This is a genomic window from Oceanobacillus luteolus (genome assembly GCF_023715655.1).
GTDB lineage: Bacteria > Bacillota > Bacilli > Bacillales > Amphibacillaceae > Oceanobacillus > Oceanobacillus luteolus.
In genome coordinates this window covers 1-3988 of sequence record NZ_JAMBON010000080.1, presented here as the reverse complement: position 1 = coordinate 3988, position 3988 = coordinate 1, and the positions used below count along the sequence as shown (strand labels likewise).

Here is a 3988-nt window from a genome sequence, read left to right as displayed (position 1 = left end):
TTGGCAATTAAGGGTGTTGGAAGAGATACAGTTGCTGGATTTTTTGCCGAAGTTGGTGATTTGAATGAATATTCCCACCCAAGGCAACTGATTAAGTTAGCTGGATTAAGTCTCAAAGAGAACACCTCAGGAAAGCATAAGGGAAGAACTACCATTACTAAAAGAGGTAGGAAAAAACTGCGTGCCCTTTTGTTTAGAGTTTGTATGATACTAGTTGCAAAAAACACCGCATTTAAAGCTTTGCATGCTTATTATACGCAACGACCTGAGAATCCGTTGAAGAAGATGCAATCCCTTATTGCTTTGTGTAATAAATTGATTCGCATACTCTTTGCGATAGGGAAAAAGCAATTTGAATTTAGTGAAGAGAAAATGTTGCAGGATATTCCTCATATGCGAGATTTAGAGTTAGTGAAAAAAGCCGCTTAGGAAGCAATTTTTTAGGAGATTACAAGCTTGATTTTAGTATTTAGTGTTTATAAAAACTGAAGCACGGATTAGTCAGCAAAGCAACTAAACTTCGGGCATGGACCCTGTGGGGCAGCATGACTGACATCCACCTCATGGTAAGGTTGGACGAAGGAATTTTAGAGCGAAGACTCTGTGAGACATGGGAGGGTTGACCTCCATGAGACGTGTGGAGATCTACTTGTGCGATCATACTTTAACTCATTTACCAATTATTACCTATAAATGGTCTAGTTGAATGTGAGTCTTTTTTGCTCTCTTGGTCCAAAATTTACCTCAATAGGTAACATCAACCACAAAATAATAAATTACTATAATCAAACTGGTATGAAAATCTAAGAAAATGAAAGAAATCGGGAGATTTCACTTACTATAATGAGGGAGTTTAGTTGAACAAGGAACAAACAACATAATTTGTGTAAATGAAAAAGACGATTTAAATAGGTACCGACCCCCGAAAGTTAGAGTAAAAAACTAACTTTCGGGGGTGTTTTTATGGCTAAATATAGTGAGGGATTTAAACTGAGTCTTGTTACCGAGTACTTACAGGGGAACCTTGGTTATGCATTATTGGCGAGAAAATACAATATGCCGTCTGATACACCGATAAAAAATTGGGTTAGTGCTTATAAAAATCAAGGGGTGGAAGGGTTAAAAAGAAAAAATAGTAGGGAAGCATATCCTGTTCAATTTAAATTGGATACGATACACTTTATGTTACGGACAGGCGCTTCTTATCAGGAAACTGCGGATCAATTTATGTTAAACAATCCATCTCTAATTGCTCGTTGGATGATAGAGTTTAGAGAACAAGGAGTAGAAGGCCTGAAACAAAAACCAAAGGGGCGACCTTCTATGTCTAAGAAACCTAATAAGCAAAGGAAAAAGGAAGAAAAGTTAACACGTGAAGCAGAGTTAGAGCGTGAAAATGAACTACTGAGATTAGAAAATGCGTACTTAAAAAAGCTAAAAGCTTTCCGGGAAAATCCGAATGCCTATCTCGAAAAGCACAAGCAAAACTGGCATTCGAACTCAAAGAAGAAGGATTCCGATTAAAAGATATTTTCCTTGTGGTGGACATTCCGGAAGCAACCTATCATTATCACGTAAAAAACTTTGGAAAAGAAGATCCCGACACTGACCTAAAAGAACATATTACCCAGCTATTTAAGACGTTTCATGAACGTTATGGCTATAAACGGATAACGGATGAGTTACAGAAAGTAGGATACATTGTAAATCATAAAAAAGTGTATCGCCTCATGCGAGAGCTAGGATTAAAATGTGTTAAATTCATGCGTAAATCCCGTAAATACAATTCCTATAAGGGGAAGGTTGGCAAGGTATCGAAAAACCGTTTAAATCGTAGATTTAGTACCCCTATCCCGCTTCAAAAGTTAGTAACGGACATCACAGAATTCAAATGTTTAGGCGAAGAAAAACTATATTTAAATCCAATTCTTGACCTTTATAACGGAGAAGTTATTGCATTTGGCATCAAGAAACGTCCAACGCATGATCTTGTCATGGAACCTTTAAATGAAACAATAGAAATAATAAGGAATCACGCAACTTATCGCACTACAATCCATTCGGATCAAGGATGGCACTACCAGCACAACCTATGGGTGAAAACATTAAAGACAAATAACGTATTTCAAAGTATGTCGCGTAAAGCAACCTGCGCAGACAATGCTTCAATGGAGAATTTCTTTGGCATATTAAAGCAGGAAATGTATTATGGAGAGAAATTAGTGAGGTATGAAGAATTAAAACGCCGAATCGAGGAATACATCCACTGGTATAACCACGTACGAACCAAAGCAAAATTGGCTGGATTAAGTCCGATAGAATACCGAACTCAATCCAGCCAATCAGCTGCATAATAAAAACTCTAACTTTTAGGGGTCGCCACCATAATCGTCTTTTTTAGTCTGACTTTTGTTTCTAATCTAATTTATCTAGGACATCAATAATGACATCGGAGATTATCTCAGCACCTCTATATTCTTCCTCTAAAGTATTTTCAAAACCACCAATTTCAATTAACAATGAATTTCGAAATAAATCTTGATTGTAGCTACCTCTATTTGAACCTTGTGATATTGTAATTCCTCTTGATACACCTGGATAATTATCCTCTAATGTCTCGTGAAGTAGTTCAGCTACTTTAAAATTCTCTTCGTAATTACTATTATTCTGATAAATGACAAAAGAAATTCTTGGTACCTCAGTCCCACCAAAATTGGTTGTAGTAAAACTTCTGTCCAAAGAATCTCTGTGGATATCTAATACTAATTTTATACTCTCGTGTTCATCTAAAACATTTTTTACTATTTCACCAGAAATTAAATACGAATCCTCGTATTCTAACCCTCTATTTTCAAGTTGCTGCACAATATCAGTATTATCGTGAAGGACATTAATCCCTTGCATTTCTAATATGTCAGCAATTCTTTTTCCAACCATCGTAATGTTTTTCTCTTTATCGAATGCTTTATTTGTATCATCTGTATCAAGAAGAGGCATAAAGGACTCTGTATTGTGGGTATGGTATATAAAAACGGTTGGTTCTGAACTATTTATAGTGGGATGTACACTATTATTTTGATTTACTGTTGATAACAATGTTTGAAAAGAACTGGTTACATATTCTGTTCCATTGAAAAATGACAACCATATAATTAAAGTTAGCGTCAGTGCTGTTGCGAGTGTATATTTAATCTTCTCTTTGAATCGGTATAGTTTATTACTTCTATTTGCCTTTGTAATTAATATTCGCTTTGTTTCTCTAACAAATTCAGGTCTAGGTTCCAACTCAAAAGAATTCTTTACTTTGTCTAATAGCTCTTTATCCGTTTGCATTTTGGAAAACCTCCCTTGACGGTATTAGTTTCCGTCTAAGTATTTTTAATGCACGATGATAATCTACCTTCACCTTAGATTCCTTACAACCTAGTATTTCTGCTGTTTCTCTAATGGAGAATTCATTAATTCCCCTAAGTATAACAACAGCTCTATAGTGGGGTTTTAAGGATATGATAGCTGCCCTTATTAGTTCCTTGTTTTCCTTCTCGTCTACTACTTGGGGTACAGTCAGGAAAATGCGGATTTACAACGCTAAGCCCATTTCCCCGACTATTCCCCCAGTTTTAACAACGTTAAGAAAGTTTCAAGGGTCTTAAAGAATCTAACGAGACCATTTTCTCCGAATTAAAATGGTATTCTCCAAGTAAATTAATATGTACCCAACCTAGAGGTGACATATGGTGCAATAATTCTTCATTAAAACTACCTGACCGTTTTTGATATTCAACTGCCTTTGTTAGATGTAAAGTATTCCAGATACTGATGGCATTAATGATTATATATTTAAGGCACTGGCCCTTTGCAATTGATGCTGTATGGTTCGTTCCCTAAGCTCGCCTTGTTTTCCGAAGAAAATAGCTCTTGCCAGTCCATTCATGGCTTCTCCTTTATTCAATCCTTTTTGTATTTTTCTTCTTAATGATTCATCCGA

General features: G+C 36.0%; 4 protein-coding genes and 2 pseudogenes. 3 read left to right on the top strand and 3 right to left on the bottom strand.

Annotated features, from left to right (window positions below):
- From M3210_RS19460 to M3210_RS19450, 3 genes are all read left to right on the top strand, one after another.
- On the top strand, positions 1-429 hold a 429-nt coding region (locus tag M3210_RS19460; protein ID WP_251517877.1), incomplete at its 5' end, for a transposase.
- A 534-nt stretch (positions 430-963) separates the two neighbouring features.
- Positions 964-1524, top strand: a complete 561-nt coding sequence (locus M3210_RS19455; protein WP_251517874.1) for a helix-turn-helix domain-containing protein — start codon at positions 964-966, stop codon at positions 1522-1524.
- Entirely contained in the window at positions 1410-2354 is a 945-nt protein-coding gene (locus M3210_RS19450; RefSeq protein ID WP_251517881.1) for an IS3 family transposase, read from the top strand. The genes M3210_RS19455 and M3210_RS19450 overlap by 115 nt, the downstream gene beginning before the upstream one ends.
- 61 nt (positions 2355-2415) lie before the next feature.
- On the opposite strand, the gene M3210_RS19445 is transcribed toward M3210_RS19450, so the two are convergent.
- The 3 genes and pseudogenes from M3210_RS19445 to M3210_RS19435 form a co-directional block, all read right to left on the bottom strand.
- A complete protein-coding gene (locus tag M3210_RS19445) occupies positions 2416-3333 on the bottom strand; it encodes a stage II sporulation protein P (protein WP_251517872.1) in 918 nt (305 codons plus the stop codon).
- Positions 3320-3520 (bottom strand): annotated as a pseudogene (locus tag M3210_RS19440) (RNA polymerase sigma factor); the annotation flags it as partial. The gene M3210_RS19445 and the pseudogene M3210_RS19440, both read right to left, overlap by 14 nt.
- A gap of 109 nt (positions 3521-3629) precedes the next feature.
- Positions 3630-3988, bottom strand: a pseudogene (locus M3210_RS19435) (Tn3 family transposase); the annotation flags it as partial.

Bases quoted from the DNA above. Each gene is read 5' to 3' on its own strand.
- M3210_RS19455 (WP_251517874.1), top strand. From the start codon at position 964: ATGGCTAAATATAGTGAGGGATTTAAACTGAGTCTTGTTACCGAGTAC.
- M3210_RS19445 (WP_251517872.1), bottom strand. From the start codon at position 3,333: ATGCAAACGGATAAAGAGCTATTAGACAAAGTAAAGAATTCTTTTGAG.